The sequence below is a fragment of the Halorubrum sp. Eb13 genome, from assembly GCF_002252895.1.
Lineage (GTDB): Archaea > Halobacteriota > Halobacteria > Halobacteriales > Haloferacaceae > Halorubrum.
Map to the genome: position 1 here is coordinate 26,245 of NZ_NHPE01000141.1, position 18,096 is coordinate 44,340.

Sequence of the window (18,096 nt, forward strand, 5' to 3'; positions counted from 1 at the left end):
CGCCCAGACGGACCGATCGGGCGCTTTAGGTCCGTAACGCCCGCTATTTCCCCTTTTTGTGGCACCGTCTGACAAACGCTTAAGTAGATAGCGCGACCACCGTTCCGGCAATGGGCAACAAGAACAAGACGATCTCGTTCCGCGTCAACGAGGACGCGTTCGAGGCGCTCCGAGACATCGCCGAGGAGCGGGACATCTCGCTGTCGGCGGTGTTCCGGGATTACGTGGACACGCTCGTTGCCCACGACGGACAGGTCCGCGCCGTCCCGGAGGCGGAGCTCAAGAGCGCGGGCGAGCCCGGCGAGTCGTTCCCCCCGCGCGTCGAGGTCCCGAAGAGCTTCATCCGCGAGCACGAGCGGCTGGAGCTGGAGGCCGACCACCTCCGCGAACAGCTGGACGAGTACAAGCGGTACGTCAATCACCTCCGCGAGCGGCTCGACGACGACGGGGAGGACGTGATCCACCTAGAGGACCTCGACGGTGAGCGCGACGACCGCGGCGAGCGCGACGAACCCTCCTTCCGGCTCGGGTGATCTGCCGCCCCGACGGCCGCCGGTTCCGCTCCGATCGATCCCGCCGAGCCGCGGCGTCGCCTCCGGCCGCCGTCTTCGCCCCGACCGATCCCGCCGAGCCGCGGCGTCGATCTCTCGGAAAACCTTCCCGTTTGTCCGTTACTGTTCGTGGAAACCGCCGAGTCGACGAAAATATTGCCGGCCCTGACGAGATTTGTTCAAAAACGTCCGGTTCTCTGGGAATCTGATGGACAGTTTCTCAGCGCGCCCACCGATTTCTGATTATAATAAACTATGTACGAAAACGATATTACCCGGGCGGCGAACCGTTCTGACATGAACAGGTGGGTTCCACGGTGAGCGTATTCGACAGGGCGTACGACGACCCGGTCCGCGTGATCGACGAGGACGGCGAGGTCGTCGGCGACGTCCCCGATCTCGACGACGGGGAACTCGTCGAGATGTACCGGCACATGCGGCTCGCGCGTCACTTCGACGGCCGGGCGGTGAGCCTCCAGCGACAGGGGCGGATGGGGACGTACCCGCCGCTGTCGGGACAAGAGGGGGCTCAGATCGGTTCCGCGACGGCGCTCGCCGAAGACGACTGGATCGTTCCCTCGTACCGCGAGCACGGCGCGGCCCTGGTCCACGGGCTCCCGCTGAAACAGACCCTCCTCTACTGGATGGGCCACGAGTCCGGCAACAAGGCGCCGGCGGACGTCAACGTCTTCCCGGTCGCCGTCCCCATCGCGTCGCAGGTGCCCCACGCCACGGGCGCGGCGTGGGCCGCGAAGCTCCGCGGGAGCGACGAGGCCTTCCTCTGTTACTTCGGCGACGGCGCGACCAGCGAGGGCGACTTCCACGAGGGCGTCAACTTCGCCGGCGTGTTCGACACGCCGACCGTCTTCTTCTGTAACAACAACCAGTGGGCGATCTCCGTGCCCCGCGAGCGGCAGACCCGGAGCGCGACGCTGGCGCAGAAGGCGGAGGCGTACGGGATCGACGGCGTGCAGGTCGACGGGATGGACCCGCTGGCGGTGTACGGCGTCACGACGGCCGCACTGGAGAAGGCGCGCGACCCGGAGACGGACCGGCCGCGCCCGACGCTGATCGAGGCGGTGCAGTACCGGTTCGGCGCGCACACGACCGCCGACGACCCCACCGTCTACCGCGACGACGACGAGGTCGAGCGCTGGAAGGCGAAGGACCCGATCCCGCGGCTGGAGGCGTACCTCCGCTCGGAGGGGATCCTCGACGACGAGCGGGTCGCGGAGATCGAGGCCGCGATCGAGGAGCGCGTCGCCGACGCGATCGACGCGGCGGAGGCGGCCGCGCGGCCGGACCCGAGCGAGCTGTTCGAGCACGCGTACGCGGAGCTCCCGCCCGAGCTGGAGCGGCAGTACGAGGAGTTCGCGGCGTTGCGGGAGACGCGCGGCGACGAAGCGTTCCTGGAGGAGTAAATGAGCGACACACAGAACCTCACCGTCGTACAGGCGGTACGTGACGGGTTGTACAGCGAGATGCGCGAGGACGACGACGTCCTCGTGCTCGGGCAGGACGTCGGGAAGAACGGCGGCGTCTTCCGGGCGACCGAGGGCCTCTACGACGAGTTCGGCGGCGACCGCGTCGTCGACACCCCGCTGGCGGAGTCGGGTATCGTCGGCTGCGCGGTCGGCATGGCCGCGATGGGGCTCCGCCCGGTCCCGGAGATCCAGTTCTCCGGGTTCATGTACCCCGGCTTCGATCAGATCGTCTCCCACATGGCGCGGTTCCGCGCCCGGAGCCGGGGCCGGTTCACCCTCCCGATGACCCTCCGCGCCCCCTACGGCGGCGGGATCCGCGCGCCGGAGCACCACTCGGAGTCGAAGGAGGCGTTCTACGCCCACGAGGCCGGCCTCAAGGTCGCCATCCCCTCGACGCCGTACGACGCGAAGGGCCTGCTCGCGGCGTCGATCCGCGACCCCGACCCGGTCGTCTTCCTCGAACCGAAGCTCATCTACCGCGCCTTCCGCGACGAGGTGCCCGAGGAGCCGTACACGGTGCCCCTCGGCGAGGCCGCGACCCGCCGCGAGGGCGACGACGTGGCGGTGTTCACCTACGGCGCCATGACGCGTCCGACGCTGGAGGCCGCCGAGAGCCTCGCCGAGGAGGGGATCGAGTGCGAGGTCGTCGACCTCCGCACCGTCTCTCCGCTGGACCGCGAGGCGATCGTCGACGCGTTCGAGCGCACCGGTCGCGCGGCCGTCGTCCACGAGGCGCCGAAGACGGGCGGGCTCGCCGGCGAGATCACGGCGATCATCCAGGAGGAGGCGCTGTTGTACCAGGAGGCGCCCGTGAAGCGCGTCACCGGATTCGACGTGCCCTACCCGCTGTACGCGCTGGAGGACTACTACCTCCCGACCGCGGCGCGGATCGAGGACGGCATTCTGGAGGCGGTCGAGTTTTAAGATGGCTCCCGCGGAGATCCACCACATGACAGTCCCGGAGGTCGACGCATGACGGTCGAGGAGTTCAGACTGCCGGACGTCGGCGAGGGCGTCGCGGAGGGCGAGTTGGTGTCGTGGCTCGTCGCCCCCGGCGACCGCGTCGAGGAGGACCAGCCGGTCGCGGAGGTCGAGACCGACAAGGCGCTCGTCGAGGTCCCGTCGAGCTACGACGGGACCGTCGAGGAGCTGTTCGTCGAGGAGGGGGAGATGGTCCCGGTCGGCGACGTGATCATCTCGTTCCGCGTTGACGGCGCGGAGGCGGACGCGGACGACTCCGGCTCCGCCGACGAGGGGGCCGTCGACGAGACGAGCCCCGACGCGAGCGAACCGGAAGCGGCAGACGAGTCGGAGGCGGCAGACGAGTCGGCGCCGGCAGACGAGTCGGCGCCGGCGACCTCGTCCGGCCGGACGTTCGCGCCGCCGTCGGCCCGTCGGCTCGCCCGCGAGCTGGGCGTCGACGTCGCGGCCGTCGACGGGAGCGGTCCCGGCGGCCGCGTCACCGAGGCCGACGTGAGAGCGCACGCCGAGGCAGCCGACGAAGACGCCGCGAGCGGCGGCGGCGACGCGCCCGAACCGCGGCCCGCGCCGACCCCGACAGATGTCGACTCCGGCGACCGGAAGTCCGCCGTGCGCAAGCGCGGCGAGGGGGGCACCGCCGAGCCCTCGGTGACCGCCGATGCCGGGTCGGCGCCCGAGCCGGCCGGTCGCGACACGACGCTCGCGACGCCGGCGACCCGGAAGCTCGCCCGCGACCTCGACGTCGACATCGACGACGTGCCGACCGACGAGACCCGCGACGGCGAGGCGTTCGTCACGGGCGAGGACGTGCAGGCGTACGCGGACGCCCCGGAGTCGGAGACGGCCGAACCGGAACCCACGCCCGAACCGGTCGACGTCGACGCGGGCGCGGAGCCCGCCGCGAGCGATACCGCCGCCGACCGGGCCGCCGCCGCGACCGAGACGGGCGCGTCCGCCGGCGACGAGACCGTTCCCTACCGGGGCGTGCGCCGCACCATCGGGGAGCAGATGGAGCGGTCGAAGTTCACCGCGCCGCACGTCACCCACCACGACACCGCCGAGGTCGACGCCCTCATGGAGGCGCGCGAGGAGCTGAAGCCGAAGGCGGACGCCGAGGAGGTGAAGCTCACCTACATGCCGTTCGTGATGAAGGCGATCGTCGCGGGGCTGGAAGAGCACCCCTATCTCAACAGCGAACTGCGCGAAGACGACGGAGAGATCGTTTTGAAAAAGGAGTACAACCTCGGGATCGCGGTCGCGACCGACGCCGGGCTGATGGTCCCCGTCGTCGACGACGTCGACGAGAAGGGGATCTTCGAACTGGCCGCGGAGGTTCGCGACCTCGCCTCCCGCGCCCGCGATCGCAAGCTCAAGCCCGCCGAGATGAAGGGGAGCACGTTCAGCGTCACCAACTTCGGCGCCATCGGCGGCGAGTTCGCCACGCCGATCATCAACTACCCAGAGACCGCGATCCTCGGGCTCGGCGCCATCGAGGAGCGCCCCGTCGTCCGCGACGGCGAGGTCGTCCCGGCGCCGACGTTACCGCTGTCGCTGTCGATCGACCACCGCGTCGTCGACGGCGCGGTGGCGGCCGAGTTCGCGAACACCGTAATGGAACACCTTGAACAACCGCTGCTGCTGTTGACTCAATAATGGTCGTCGGAGACATCGCAACCGGAACGGAGGTACTGGTGATCGGCGGCGGACCGGGCGGCTACGTCGCCGCCATCCGCGCCGCACAGGAGGGGCTCGACACGACGCTCGTCGAGCGCGACGCGTACGGCGGCGCCTGTCTGAACCGCGGCTGTATCCCCTCGAAGGCGCTGATCACGGGGAGCGGGCTCGCTCACGAGGCGGGCAACGCGGAGTTCATGGGCGTCCACGCGGACCCCGCCGTCGACATGGGGAAGATGGTCGAGTGGAAGGACGGCGTGGTCGATCAGCTGACGAGCGGCGTCGAGAAGCTCTGTAAGGCGAACGGCGTCAACCTCGTGCCCGGGACCGCCTCCTTCGTCGACGAGCACACGGCCCGCGTCGCCCACGGCGGCGAGGGGCAGGGCTCCGAGTCGATCGAGTTCGAGCACGCGGTCGTCGCCACGGGCTCCCGCCCGATCCAGATCCCCGGCTTCGACTTCGCCGAGGACCACGTCTGGACCTCCGCCGACGCGCTCGACGCCGACACGGTCCCGGACCGGCTCGGGATCGTCGGCGGCGGCTACATCGGGATGGAGCTGGCGACCGCGTACGCGAAGCTCGGCGCCGACGTGACGGTCGTCGAGATGCTGGACGACATCCTCGACCCGTACGAGGACGACGTGAAGCGGATCGTCCGCAAGCGCGTCGAGGAGCTCGGCGTCGAGTTCGGCTTCGGCGAGGGCGCGAGCGAGTGGTCGGAGGCCGCCGACGGCGGCTACCTCCTCCACACGGAGACGGACGAGGGCGAGGAGTCGAGGTACGGCGTCGACAAGATCCTCGTCGCGGTCGGCCGCCGACCCGTCACCGACGGGCTCGACCCGGAGAACGCCGGGATCGAGACGGACGACCGCGGGTTCATCGAGACGGACGACCGGACGCGGAGCGCGGTCGACCACGTCCACGCCGTCGGCGACGTGGCGGGCGAGCCGATGCTCGCGCACGCGGCCTCGAAGGAGGGGATCGTCGCCGCCGAGGTGATCGCCGGCGAGCCGGCCGCGCTCGACCAGCAGGCGATCCCCGCGGCCGTCTTCACCGACCCTGAGATCGGGACGGTGGGACTGACCGAGAGCGAGGCCGAGGCGGAGGGGTTCGACCCGGTCGTCGGCGAGATGCCGTTCAACGCCTCCGGCCGCGCGATGACGACGGGTCACACCGAGGGGTTCGTCCGGATCGTCGCCGACGGGGAGACCGGCTTCCTGCTCGGCGGGCAGATCGTCGGGCCGGAGGCCTCCGAGCTGGTCGCCGAGGTCGCGCTCGCCATCGAGATGGGCGCGACGCTGGAGGACGTGGCGGCGACGGTCCACACGCACCCCACGCTCGCGGAGGCGGTGATGGAGGCCGCGGAGAACGCCCGCGGACAGGCGATCCACACGCTGAACCGGTAGGAGCGAGGCGTCCGAGCGGACGCCGATCGCGCGGTTCCGTTTCAGGGAGACGCGTCGTAGCCCGCCTCGCTCACCGCGGCCACGAGCGCGTCCGGATCCGCGTCGCCCTCGACGGTCGCGGACGCGCTCTCGCGGTCGGCGGTCGCTCCTTCGACGCCGGCGACGCCCTCCAGCGCTTCCTCGACGCTCTGCTCGCAGTGGTCACACGACATCCCTTCGACGGTGAGCGTTCGGCTCATGGTACCCGCTCGTACGTGTGGGAGACGTTTTTCGCTTGTCGCTTCGCGACCGGGGATATCTGTTCATTCTGACTTCGGAATCCGAAGCGAATCCGGGTAACTGTCTTGTATCGCGAGGCCGTCTCTCGCGACATGAGAGACCTCGACGAGACGGACTTGGAGATCCTCTCGCTGCTGGCCGAGGACGCCCGGCGCCCGTACAGCGAGATCGGTGACCGCGTGGGGCTCTCGGGGCCGGCGGTCTCGGACCGCGTCACGCGGCTGCAGGAGACCGGCGTCATCGAGGGGTTCACGGTCGACGTCGACCGCACGAAACTGCGGGCCGGCGTCCCCGTGCTGATCGACGTGGAGCTGCCGCCGAACCGCCCCGAGGCGCTCGGCGCGGCGCGGGACCGCGTCCGCGAGGCCGACGCCGTCGAGCACGTGTTCGTCACGGCCGAGGGCGATCTGCGCGTGTACGGTCGGGTCGAGGGGCGGAACGTCCGAGAGTGGGTGCAGGGGCTGTTCGAGGGGGTCGCCGTCGAGGAGTACGCGGTCACGCTGGTCGACGAGTTCGAGTGGACGCCGTCGATCGAGGGCGTGGAGTTCGCGCTGACCTGCGCGGAGTGTTCCAACACCGTCGATAGCGAGGGCGAGACGGCCCGAATCGACGGCGACGTCTATCACTTCTGTTGCCCGTCCTGCCTGTCGCGGTTCCGAGAGCGATACCAGCGGCTGGAGGAAGGGGCGTGATAGGGTGCATGAGCGGGTGACCGCGGATCGTCGGTGAACGCCTGCATCGACCGAGCTGATCGTTTATAAACGGTTGACGCCGTATCGGCGGGGAACACCTCCAAAGCCCCAGCCGCTCGGTTTTACTCCGTTGATCCCGGATTTGCGGAGAATACCGCCAAAGCCCCAGCCGCGAGGACGGCGCACGCTCGCTGCGCGCTTCGGTCGTTCGCTTCGCTCACTCCCTCCAGTGCTTACGTCGCCTGCGCCGTCCTCGCGACTGCCCCTTTGAATCCCGCCCCGCACAGCACCGCACCTCACGCCTCCCCAGCCTCGTCGCTCACTTCGTTCGCGACTCCCTCGCACGTGCTGGCTCGCGGCCGCCGGTGGCGGCCGCTCGCAGGCACGCGCCACCGCCTTCCTTTTAAATCGATAGCCTCGCTCGTCCTGTTTTCTCGTCTCTCCGATCTCTCGTCCGCGACGGTCGCTTTGGAACCGAAGATTTCGACCCGGCTAAACCCCCGATATCGAAGCAGAAAACCGCCTAAGGGAGGGACACGTAGTAGTAGACATGCCAACGAGAACAGCCCACCTGAACGTCACGGGCATGTCCTGCGCCAACTGCTCGGCGACGATCGAGGACGCCCTCGCGGACCTCGACGGGGTGGTCTCGGCGAACGCCAACTACGCCACCGACGAGAGCGCCGTCGAGTACGACCCCGAGGAGGCGTCGCTCGGCGAGATCTACGCGGCGATCGAGTCGGCCGGCTACGGCGCGGTCAGCGAGACCGTCACCGTGGCGATCGCGGACATGTCCTGTGCGAACTGCGCGGAGGCCAACGCGGAGGCCCTCGAATCGACGCCCGGCGTGATCGAGGCGACGGTGAACTACGCGACCGACGAGGCGCAGATCAGGTACAACCCCGCGGACGCCTCGCGCTCCGACCTCTACGACGCGATCGAGTCGGCGGGGTACTCGCCGGTTCGCGAGGGCGGCGCCGACGGCGACGCGAGAGCGTCCGGAGGGGAAGCGAGCGAGAGCGGCGACGCCGGGCAGGACGCCCGCGACGCGGCCCGCGAAGAGGAGATCAGCAGACAGCTCCGCCTGACCCTCTTCGGGGCGGCGCTCGCGGCGCCGCTGCTGCTGTTCATGGCCGATCACCTCCTGCTCGACGGGGCGCTGTTCCCGGAGACCGTCTTCGGCGTCCGGATCGGCTGGGTGCAGTTCCTGCTCGCGACGCCGGTGCAGGCCGTCTTGGGGCGCCCGTTCTACGAGAACTCCTACAAGGCGCTGGTGACGAACGGGCGCGCCAACATGGACGTGCTGATCGCGCTCGGCTCCACGACCGCGTACGCCTACTCGGTCGCGGTCCTCGCCGGGCTCGTCGCCGGGAGCCTCTACTTCGACACGGCGGCGCTCATCCTCGTGTTCATCACGCTCGGTAACTACCTCGAGGCCCGCTCGAAGGGGCAGGCCGGCGAGGCGCTCCGGAAGCTCTTGGAGATGGAGGCCGATCGGGCCACCCTCGTCGACAGAGCGGCGTCGGAGACGCCGCATGCAGACGGCGAAGCCGTCGACGAGGACGGGACCGAGCGGGAGGTCCCCGTCGACGAGGTCGTGGTCGGCGACCGGATGAAGGTCCGCCCGGGCGAGAAGGTCCCGACCGACGGCGTCGTCGTCGACGGGCAGAGCGCGGTCGACGAGTCGATGGTGACCGGCGAGTCCGTCCCGGTCGAGAAGGGCGAGGGCGACGAGGTGATCGGCTCGACGATCAACGAGAACGGCGTGCTCGTGGTCGAGGCGACCAAGGTCGGCGCCGACACCGCCTTGCAGGGGATCGTCCGGACCGTCAAAGAGGCGCAGTCGCGCCAGCCCGAGATCCAGAACCTCGCCGACCGCATCTCCGCCTACTTCGTCCCGGCGGTCATCGTCAACGCCCTGCTGTGGGGGATCGTCTGGTTCCTCTTCCCCGAGACGCTTGCCGGGTTCGTGAACGCGCTCCCGCTGTGGGGGCTCGTCGCGGGCGGCCCGGCGGTCGCGGGCGGCGCCGTCTCGATCTCCGAGTTCGCGATCGTCGTGTTCGCCTCCGCGGTGCTCATCGCCTGCCCCTGCGCGCTCGGGCTGGCGACGCCCGCCGCGACGATGGTCGGCACCACCATCGGCGCCGGCCACGGCGTCCTGTTCAAGGGCGGCGACGTGCTCGAACGCGCCAAGGACGTCGACACCGTCGTCTTCGACAAGACCGGGACGCTCACCGAGGGCGCGATGGAGCTGACTGACGTGGTCGCGTTCGACCGCGACGGGGAGCCCGTCCCCGACGGCGGCGCGGCGCGGCACGTCGACCCCGACGACGACCTCGGGGACTCCGACGGCGACCGCGACGCGGAACGCGAGGTGCTCCGGACCGCCGCGATCGCCGAGCGCGGCAGCGAGCACCCGCTCGCCCGCGCCATCGTCGAGGGCGCCCGCGAGCGCGGCCTGGAGGTCCCCGAGCCGGACGACTTCGAGAACGTCCCCGGTCACGGGGTGCGCGCGACCGTCGAGGGCGAGTCGGTCCTCGTCGGAAACCGCAAGCTACTGGCCGACGAGGGGGTCGACGCCTCGTCCGCCGCCGAGACGATGGAGCGCCTCGAAGGCGAGGGGAAGACGGCGATGCTCGTCGCTCGCGTGCCCGCTGGCACGAACGGCGGTGACCTGATCGGCGTCGTCGCCGACGCCGACACGGTCAAACCGAGCGCCGCCGACGCCGTGGCGGCCCTCCGCGACCGCGGCATCGACGTGATGATGATCACCGGCGACAACGAGCGCACCGCCCGCGCCGTCGCCGAACGGGTGGGTATCGACCCCGAGAACGTCCGGGCGGGCGTCCTGCCCGAGGACAAGTCCGACGCCGTCGAGGCGATCCAAGACGAGGGCCGGCAGGCGATGATGGTCGGCGACGGCGTCAACGACGCGCCGGCGCTCGCGGTCGCGCACGTCGGCACCGCCATCGGGAGCGGTACCGACGTGGCGATCGAGGCCGCGGACGTGACGCTGATGCGCGACGACCCGCTCGACGTGGTGAAGGCGATCCGCGTCTCGGACGCGACCCTCCAGAAGATCAAACAAAACCTCGTGTGGGCGCTCGGCTACAACACGCTGATGATTCCGCTGGCCTCGCTCGGCCTGCTTCAGCCCGCGCTGGCCGCGGGGGCGATGGCGCTCTCCAGCGTGAGCGTGCTGACGAACAGCCTGCTGTTCCGGCGGTACGAGCCCGACCGCGACTACCGGCTGCTCGGCCGGCTGCGGTAGTCGCCGTCGCGGACGCCGTTTTCAGCGCGGCACCGTCGTCCTCGGCCGAACGCCGTTTCCAGCGCGGCACGTCCGACCCCGATTGAACGGCATCCCTCTCTGTGCTATTTTGATATAGCATCATGGAATTTACCACGTGGTCGACCCTCGATTCGCCGCTCTCAGGAACCGACCTGTTTCCGGCACCTGAGCCGTCTCTCCTTGGCGTTCGTCGGTTCCCGACCGCGATCGACCGGCTTTTTCCTCGCCGTACCGTTCGATCAGGTATGGCCGACGAGTTCGATCCCGAGAAGTTCGAGGACAAGTACGCCCACTACTTCCAGGAGCTCCAGCGCGCGTACAAGAACGCGTTCAACCACATGAACGAGCGCCGCGACTCCCAGCTGATCCACGGGATCGACCAGACGATCCTCAACGAGTCCGAGCCGTTCTACGAGGACGGCGAGTTCTACGTCGAACTCCCCGAGAACCCGCGCGATCGGATGGAGGGCGTCCTCGTCGACGACGAGACGTTCGAGGAGACGCTAGACGAGTACGTCGAGCGGATCGAAACGGAGCTCCACCGGACGTTTCAGGTCGACCGGCCGGAGTAGCGATCGCGGCCGGCTCGTCGTTCGAGACGTCGGTTCTCGCGGTTCGAGTCCGATCGAACCAAAGGCATAAGCCCGCCGACCGCCAAATCGCTGGCATGAGTACGGACACAGCCGACGCGGAAAACGAGCTTCGCGAGCGGATCACGAACTTCCTGCGGCGCAACTTCCCGCAGATTCAGATGCACGGCGGGAGCGCCGCGATCAGCCACCTCGACCGCGAGAACGGCGAGGTCACGATCCAGCTCGGGGGCGCCTGCTCCGGCTGCGGTATCTCGCCGATGACGATCCAGGCGATCAAGTCCCGGATGGTCAAGGAGATCCCGGAGATCGAGACGGTCCACGCCGACACCGGCATGGACTCCGGCGCCGACGGCGACCTCGGCGGCACCAGCAGCGACGGCATGTCCCCGTCGTTCCCCGGTGAGACGACCGACGACGGCGGCGACGACGAAGGCCCGCAGGCCCCGTTCTGAAGCCGGTCCTGGCACCTCTCGACTCTCCCTCTTCTCGCGATTTCGACGCCGGAGCGGCTCGCCTCTCCATTGCTCGCCGTAGCGCCATCGCTTGTGAATAAATCGGATATCGCTATATCAACTTTCTCAGGACCGGTTAGGCGCACCGCGACTGAAGCCTTTTTGCCCCCGGCCATCGTGGACGGTTCCTATGCACCACCGGGAAGTCGAGACGACGGCGGAGTACGTGGCTCGATTCGAGACCGGCGCCGACTGGCGAGAGGAGATCGAGGACCTCGCCCGCGCGGAAGACGTCGAGGCGGGCTGGTTCACGGCGCTCGGCGCCGTGCAGGACGCGGACGTCTGGTTCTACGACCAGGAGGACACCGAGTACCAGTCCGTGACCTTCGACGAGCCGCTGGAGGTCGCCGCCTGCGTCGGGAACGTCTCGCTGCTCGACGGCGAGGTGTTCGCGCACACCCACGCCGTGCTGTCGCGGCCGAGCGGACAGGCGCTCGCCGGGCACCTCGACTCCGGGACGGTCTGGGCGGGCGAGTGTCACCTGCGGGCGTTCGACGAGCCGCTGGAGCGGTCCCACGACGCGGTCACCGACCTCGACTTATGGCTGTGAGGCGGGTCTCGCGGCGATGAGGCCAGACGACGAGCGGTACTTCGCCCGGATCGAAGACAGGCTCGACGAGGCGCTGGCGCTCGCGGAGACGGCGAAGGGACAGGGGTACGACCCGGAGCCCGAGGTAGAGATCCCCGTCGCTCGCGACATGGCCGACCGGGTCGAGAACATCCTCGGCATCGACGGCGTCGCGGAGCGCGTCCGCGAGCTGGAAGGTGAGATGTCCCGCGAGGAGGCGGCGCTGGAACTCGTCACCGACTTCGTCGAGGGGACGGTCGGCGACTACGACTCCCGCGCCGGGAAAGTCGAGGGCGCGGTCCGGACCGCGGTCGCTCTCCTCACCGAGGGCGTCGTCGCCGCGCCGATCGAGGGGATCGACCGCGTCGAACTGCTGGAGAACGACGACGGCACCGAGTTCGTCAACGTCTATTACGCCGGGCCGATCCGGTCGGCGGGCGGGACCGCGCAGGCGCTTTCCGTCCTCGTCGCCGACTACGCCCGGTCGCTGCTGGGCATCGACGAGTACAAGCCGCGCGACGTGGAGGTCGAGCGCTACGCCGAGGAGATCGCCCTCTACGACAAGGAGACCGGGCTCCAGTACACGCCGAAGGACAAGGAGTCGAAGTTCATCGCGGAGCACATCCCCATCATGCTCGACGGGGAGGCGACGAGCGACGAGGAGGTCTCCGGCTTCCGCGACCTCGAACGGGTCGACACGAACTCGGCGCGCGGCGGGATGTGCCTCGTCGCCGCCGAGGGGATCGCCCTGAAGGCCCCGAAGATACAGCGGTACACCCGCGACCTCGACGAGGTCGACTGGCCGTGGCTCCAGGACCTGATCGACGGGACGATCGGGAAAGACGGCTCCGGCGAGAGCGACGCCGACGCATCGGCGGACGACGGTTCGGAGGCCCCGGACGGCGAATCGGGAGGGGAGGGCGACGACAGCGACGCCGAGAGCGACGAGGGAGGCGTCGAAACGGCGGGAGACGAACCCGACGGTCCGCCCCGGGCGAAACCCTCCCAGAAGTTCCTCCGGGACCTGATCGCGGGCCGCCCGGTGTTCACCCACCCGAGCGAGGCGGGCGGGTTCCGGCTCCGGTACGGTCGCGCGAGAAACCACGGGTTCGCGACCGGCGGGGTCCACCCGGCGACGATGCACCTCGTCGACGACTTCCTCGCGGCCGGGACGCAGATCAAGACGGAGCGCCCGGGCAAGGCCCACGGGGTCGTCCCCGTCGACTCCATCGAGGGGCCGACGGTCCGGCTCGCCAACGGCGAGGTCCGACGCATCGACGACCCGGAGGAGGCGAAGGAGGTCCGCAACGGCGTCGAGAAGGTGCTCGACCTCGGCGAGTACCTCGTCAACTACGGGGAGTTCGTCGAGAACAACCACCCGCTCGCGCCCGCCTCCTACGTGTACGAGTGGTGGGTGAAGGAGTTCGCCGACGCCGGCGCCGACGTACAGGCGATGGCGGACGACCCCCACGTCGACCTCGAACGCCCCGACGCCGACGAGGCGCTCGAGTGGGCGCGCGAGTACGACTGCCCGCTCCACCCGGAGTACACCTACCTCTGGCACGACGTGTCGGTCGCGGCGTTCGAGGCCCTCGCCGAGGCGGTCGCCGACGGCGACGTGGTCGAGGGCGTCCTCGCGATCGAGTGCACGGAGGCGACGCGGACGGCGTTGGAGGCGCTGCTGGTCGAGCACGCCGCGACGCCCGACGCCCTCCGAATCCCGACGTGGCGCCCGCTCGCGCGGTCGCTCGGGGTCGACGACGGCCTCCGGAAGACGTGGGACGACGGGGACCTCTCGGCGGCGGCCCGCGAGTGGGACGGCGGCGAGAACGCGGTGAAAGCCGTCAACGAGGTCGCGCCGTTCGAGATACGGGAGCGCGCGCCCACTCGGATCGGCAACCGGATGGGTCGCCCCGAGAAGTCGGAGAGCCGCGACCTCTCCCCGGCGGTCCACACGCTGTTCCCGATCAACGAGGCCGGCGGCCCCCAGCGCGACGTCGCCGAGGCCGCGAGCGTGATGGACGACTCGGGCCACCGCGGCCGGCTGGAGCTCCAGGTGTCGGACCGGGTCTGCCCCGACTGCGGCGAGCACACCTACAAGGCCCGGTGTCCGGACTGCGAGGTCCACACCGAGCCCCACTACGAGTGCAACGACTGCGGGACCGTCTGCGAGCCCGACGAGGCCGGCCGCGTCGAGTGCCCGCGCTGCGAGTGGGAGGTGCGGGCGGCGACGTATCAAGAGGTCGACGTAAACGACGCATATCGCTCCGCGCTGGAGACCGTCGGCGAGCGCGAGGCCTCCTTCGAGATCCTCAAGGGAGTCCAGGGGCTCACCTCGCGGAACAAGACGCCGGAGCCGATGGAGAAGGGAATCCTCCGCGCGAAGAACGGCGTCACGTCGTTCAAGGACGGCACCGTCAGGTACGACATGACGGACCTCCCGGTCACGTCGGTCCGGCCCGAGGAGCTGGACGTCACCGCCGACCACCTCCGGGAGATCGGCTACGAGACCGACATCGACGGCGAGCCCCTGCGCCACGACGACCAGCTCGTGGAGCTCCGGGTGCAGGACATCGTCCTCTCCGACGGCGCCGCCGAGCACATGCTGCGGACCGCGGACTTCGTCGACGACCTCCTCGAGCAGTTCTACGGCCTCCCCCGCTTCTACGAGGTGAACGAGCGCGACGACCTCGTCGGCGAGCTCGTCTTCGGGATGGCGCCGCACACGAGCGCGGCTACTGTCGGGAGAGTGGTAGGATTTACCTCGGCCGCGGTCGGATACGCTCATCCGTACTTTCACGCCGCGAAACGGCGGAACTGCTTCCACCCGGAGACGAAGCTCTGGTACGAGGACGAGACGGGACACCTCCGCTACGACACCATCGCGGAGTTTGTCGAGGCGTATCTCGGGCAGTCGGACGTGGAGTTCGACGACTTCGGGACGGCGATCGGGAAGCTAGAAGGCGTCGACGGCGACCTGCACGCGCCTGCCCTAACCTCTGACGGTGACAGGGTCTCCCGCCCGATCGAGGCGGTCAGCAAACACCCGGCCCCGGATCACCTCGTGCGGATTCGAACAGAGACCGGCCGAAGCATAACCGTCACGCCGGATCACGGGGTTCACGTGTACGACGCCGATCGGGACGAAATCGTCGGCACGGAGGCGCGGGACCTCGCTCCGTCTGACAGGGTGGTCGTTCCGGACTCTGTCGGGAGTGACGGCGGCGAGCGAGGCTCTCGGCGCTTCGATCTGCTCGGCGAGTTCCTTGAGTCCGACGCGGTTCCGACGGACCGGCTCATGGTGAAGGGACTGGATAAAGACCGAATGTACGAACTCTTCGAGGACGCGTTCGCGGACGACTGGGACGGACGGTTCTACCCCCTCCAGAGCATGACCGAGGTGTTCGACACGAACAAGAAAACGCTGAGCAACTACCTGTACCGCGAGAGCTTCCCAGTGTCGTATCTCCGGCGCTGTTTCGCTTCGACAGAAGAACTCCTCGAGTTCGTCCCAGAGGACGCGACGCTCGGCATGAAACGCGACCGAACCGAGATCGATCGGTTCGTCGAACTCAACGACCGCGTGGCGACGCTGCTCGGCTACTACGCCGCCGAGGGATTCGCTCGCGAACAGGAGACGCCGAAGGGAACGATTCACCAGACGACGATCTGTGGGACCGAGACCGAGGCGAGAGCGTTCTTCCTCGACGTCCTGCGCGAGGAGTTCGGCACCGACCCGTACGAAGAGAACCACGCGAAAGTGACGGTCTCCGGTCGCCTCCTTCGCGCGTTCTTCGACTCCGTCCTCGACGGGGGGGTGTACGCGCGCACCAAACGCGTCCCGGATCCGATTTTCGACGCTTCCGAGTCGATCGTCGGCGCGTATCTCCGCGGCTACTTCAGCGGCGACGGCGGCGTCGACGAGGGCTCGCTTCGGATCACGGCGACGACCGTGAGCGAAGAACTTCGCGAGGACCTGCTCGGCCTGCTCAGACGACTCGGTATCCACGCGACCGTCGATCGACCGGATCGAGTGCGCCTCCACGACAAGTTCCCGGAGTTCTATGACGAGGACGACCCCCGACTGAACGCACAGACGTACGTGCTCAGCGTGTCTTCGCGTGACGCCGTCCGTTTTGCCGAAGTCGCCGGGTTCCACCTCTCCCGGAAAGCGGACCGATTGGCCGAGAACGTCTCATCCGTCGAACCGTACGCTTCGACGGTGTCGGATGGCGGTGCCGGCGATTACGGTACCGAAGCCATCGCCGAGATAGACACCGTCGAGAGCGACACCGACCACGTCTACTGTCTCACCGTTGAGGACACGCACTCGTTAGTCGCGAACGATCTGTCGGTCGATCAATGCGACGGCGACGAGGATTGCGTGATGCTCCTGATGGACGGACTTCTCAACTTCTCGAAAGAATTTCTGCCGGACCAGCGCGGGGGGCGCATGGACGCGCCGCTCGTGATGTCCTCGCGGATCGATCCCTCGGAGATCGACGACGAGGCGCACAACATGGACATCGTGCGCGAGTACCCGCGCGAGTTCTACGAGGCGACGCTCGAGCTGACGGACCCGGAGGAGCTGGAGGATCGGATCCAGCTCGGCGAGGACACGCTCGGGACCGACGAGGAGTACCACGGGTTCGACCACACTCACGACACGACGGACATCGCGATGGGGCCGGACCTGTCGGCGTACAAGACGCTCGGCGACATGATGGAGAAGATGGACGCGCAGCTGGCGCTCGCTCGGAAGATCCGCGCGGTCGACGAGACCGACGTGGCCGAGCGGGTCATCGAGTACCACTTCCTGCCGGACATCATCGGGAACCTCCGCGCGTTCTCGCGGCAGGAGACGCGGTGTCTCGACTGCGGCGAGAAGTACCGTCGGATGCCCCTCTCGGGCGACTGCCGCGAGTGCGGCGGGCGCGTGAACCTCACCGTCCACCAGGGGTCGGTGAACAAGTACGTCGACACCGCCATCGAGGTCGCCGACCGGTTCGGCTGCCGGCCCTACACGAAACAGCGACTGAAGGTGTTAGAGGAGTCGCTCGAATCGATCTTCGAAGACGACACGAACAAGCAGTCCGGTATCGCGGACTTCATGTGACGGTCGCGGCCGCGGCACGCGTGCCGCCGCAGCGCGGGACGCAACGGCACGCGTCCGGTCCCGCCGGGAAGGGGGGCTCCCGGCGGCGGACCGGGGGATGACATCGGCAGGGTTCTCGGGTGACTTCCAAGTGAGTGTGCCTCTCGCCGAGCGGGCGGGGTGGAAGTCATCTGTATTTGCGTCTCCGCACACTTGTTCGGCAGGCATGGTATGGCATGTCACTGAACTGGACCGAGGAACCGGTCCGCTCCTCAGCCGTCGCTCCGCGCCTCCTCGACGACTTGCGTGAACTCTCGGGCGGTCTCGGTGATCTCGTCGTAGTCGCCGCGCTCGGCCGCGTCGTAGTCGACGAGGGCGCCGCCGGCGCCGACCGCGAACGCGCCCGCCTCGACGTAGTCGCCGGCGTTGTCCGGGCTGACGCCCCCGGTCGGCATCATCGGGATCTGGCCGAGCGGCCCCTTCATCGCTCCGAGGTGGGCCGGGCCGACGGTCTTCGCGGGGAACACCTTCACGAAGTCGGCGCCGGCCTCGTAGCCGCGGATCGCCTCCGTCGGGGTCATCACGCCGGGCGCGGTCACGGCGCCGTAGCGGTTGCAGGTCTCGATCACGTCCTCGTGGAGGCTCGGCGAGACGACGAACTCCGCGCCGGCCATCAGCGTGGTTCGGGCGGTCTCGCTGTCCAGGACGGTACCGGTACCGACGACCACCTCGTCGCCGAACGACCCCGTCACTTCGCGGAGCTTCTCGGCGACGCCGGGCGTGTCCGCGGTGATCTCGACGGCGGTGACCCCGCCCTCGCGGAGCGCCTCCGTGATCCCGATGAGCTGGTCGGCCTCGACTCCGCGCAGCACCGCGACGACGCCGGTGTCGGCGAGCCGCGAGAGCGTCTCGTTCATACGCCCCGGTTCCGCACCGGGCACTTAAATCCGCGTGGAGACGGTCGCGGCC

13 protein-coding genes are annotated in these 18,096 nt (G+C 69.0%); 11 read left to right on the forward strand and 2 right to left on the reverse strand.

Annotated elements, in window-relative coordinates:
- Positions 1-110 precede the first annotated feature (110 nt).
- The 5 genes from DJ75_RS16115 (at position 111) to lpdA (ending at position 6,096) form a co-directional block, all read left to right on the forward strand.
- Positions 111-533, forward strand: a complete 423-nt coding sequence (locus DJ75_RS16115) for a CopG family transcriptional regulator (RefSeq protein WP_094525436.1) — start codon at positions 111-113, stop codon at positions 531-533.
- A 335-nt stretch (positions 534-868) separates the two neighbouring features.
- Positions 869-1,972 (forward strand): pyruvate dehydrogenase (acetyl-transferring) E1 component subunit alpha, encoded by a 1,104-nt coding sequence (pdhA, locus tag DJ75_RS16120; RefSeq protein WP_094525471.1) that lies wholly within the window; start codon positions 869-871, stop codon positions 1,970-1,972.
- Positions 1,973-2,959 (forward strand): alpha-ketoacid dehydrogenase subunit beta, encoded by a 987-nt coding sequence (locus tag DJ75_RS16125; RefSeq protein ID WP_094525437.1) that lies wholly within the window; start codon positions 1,973-1,975, stop codon positions 2,957-2,959.
- Positions 2,960-3,007: 48 nt separating this feature from the next.
- Complete coding sequence (locus DJ75_RS16130; protein ID WP_094525438.1) at positions 3,008-4,669, forward strand: 2-oxo acid dehydrogenase subunit E2; 1,662 nt, start codon at positions 3,008-3,010, stop codon at positions 4,667-4,669.
- A complete protein-coding gene (gene lpdA, locus DJ75_RS16135; RefSeq protein ID WP_094525439.1) occupies positions 4,669-6,096 on the forward strand; it encodes a dihydrolipoyl dehydrogenase in 1,428 nt (475 codons plus the stop codon). Before DJ75_RS16130 ends, lpdA begins: the two co-directional genes overlap by 1 nt.
- Positions 6,097-6,137: 41 nt before the next feature.
- Here lpdA and DJ75_RS16140 read toward each other — a convergent pair whose 3' ends face one another.
- Positions 6,138-6,335, reverse strand: a complete 198-nt coding sequence (locus tag DJ75_RS16140; RefSeq protein ID WP_094525440.1) for a heavy-metal-associated domain-containing protein — start codon at positions 6,333-6,335, stop codon at positions 6,138-6,140.
- Between the two features lie 132 nt (positions 6,336-6,467).
- Between DJ75_RS16140 and DJ75_RS16145 the strand changes: the two genes are divergently transcribed.
- From DJ75_RS16145 to polC, 6 genes are all read left to right on the forward strand, one after another.
- The gene (locus DJ75_RS16145) at positions 6,468-7,067 is read left to right on the forward strand and encodes an AsnC family transcriptional regulator (RefSeq protein WP_094525441.1); all 600 of its coding nucleotides are present in this window, start codon (positions 6,468-6,470) and stop codon (positions 7,065-7,067) included.
- A gap of 550 nt (positions 7,068-7,617) precedes the next feature.
- Positions 7,618-10,338 carry a heavy metal translocating P-type ATPase gene (locus tag DJ75_RS16150; protein WP_094525442.1) on the forward strand — a complete coding sequence of 907 codons (2,721 nt, stop codon included), beginning with the start codon at positions 7,618-7,620 and terminating at the stop codon, positions 10,336-10,338.
- A gap of 266 nt (positions 10,339-10,604) precedes the next feature.
- On the forward strand, positions 10,605-10,931 hold the full coding sequence (locus DJ75_RS16155; protein ID WP_094525443.1) for a DUF5783 family protein: 327 nt from the start codon (positions 10,605-10,607) through the stop codon (positions 10,929-10,931).
- 95 nt (positions 10,932-11,026) lie between these two features.
- Positions 11,027-11,404, forward strand: coding sequence for a NifU family protein (locus tag DJ75_RS16160; protein ID WP_094525444.1), 378 nt, complete (start codon positions 11,027-11,029; stop codon positions 11,402-11,404).
- 190 nt (positions 11,405-11,594) lie between these two features.
- The gene (locus DJ75_RS16165) at positions 11,595-12,014 is read left to right on the forward strand and encodes a PPC domain-containing DNA-binding protein (RefSeq protein WP_094525445.1); all 420 of its coding nucleotides are present in this window, start codon (positions 11,595-11,597) and stop codon (positions 12,012-12,014) included.
- 16 nt (positions 12,015-12,030) lie between these two features.
- Positions 12,031-17,148, forward strand: coding sequence for a DNA polymerase II large subunit (polC, locus tag DJ75_RS16170; RefSeq protein ID WP_094525446.1), 5,118 nt, complete (start codon positions 12,031-12,033; stop codon positions 17,146-17,148).
- 251 nt (positions 17,149-17,399) lie between these two features.
- Here the strand turns inward: polC and DJ75_RS16175 are convergent, their stop codons facing one another.
- Entirely contained in the window at positions 17,400-18,044 is a 645-nt protein-coding gene (locus tag DJ75_RS16175; RefSeq protein ID WP_094525447.1) for a bifunctional 4-hydroxy-2-oxoglutarate aldolase/2-dehydro-3-deoxy-phosphogluconate aldolase, read from the reverse strand.
- Between the last annotated feature and the right edge of the window lie 52 nt (positions 18,045-18,096).